The sequence below is a fragment of the Pseudomonas sp. 25 R 14 genome (assembly GCF_900004755.1).
Classification (GTDB): Bacteria; Pseudomonadota; Gammaproteobacteria; order Pseudomonadales; family Pseudomonadaceae; genus Aquipseudomonas; species Aquipseudomonas brenneri.
Window position 1 is genome coordinate 533 of the sequence record NZ_CVTS01000058.1, and the last position, 466, is coordinate 998.

Genomic DNA, 466 nt, shown 5'->3' on the forward strand with positions numbered 1-466 from the left:
TGGTGTTATCGGTATCGGTACCTGGGGTATCAGTGACAATCGTGGTGACTTTGTCAGTACCCGGAACCAGGTTCTCGAAGTGCTCGCCGCCAGTGACTTCCTTGATGCCGGTAGTAACAGTCTGGTCGCCTTTGTACACGTCATCCGGTGCTACAGCCGAAACAGTACCGCTCGACTGATTCACGCCGATGGTGATGGTCTGGTTGTTATCCAGCGTCACTGTCAGCGGGCCAGTGGTGTTGGTGACCGGCTTACCATCCTTGTCGACCAGGGTCGCGGTGTAGACGATCTCGCCGCCTTCACCCACGGTTTTGGTGGCCGTCAGGACCACATCGACCTTGTCGATGGTGTCGTTGATGGTGGTCGTTGCGCCATCGCCTGCAACCACGAGCTTCTCGAAGTTGCCGCCATCGGTGCCGGTGATCTGGACGGTCTGGGTGCTCTTGTCGATGAACACGTCATCGCC

General features: G+C 57.7%; 1 protein-coding gene. It reads right to left on the reverse strand.

Features of this window, described 5'->3' with window-relative positions:
• A partial coding sequence (locus BFQ03_RS30345) for an immunoglobulin-like domain-containing protein (RefSeq protein WP_175403911.1) occupies positions 1 to 466 on the reverse strand: 466 nt, incomplete at both ends.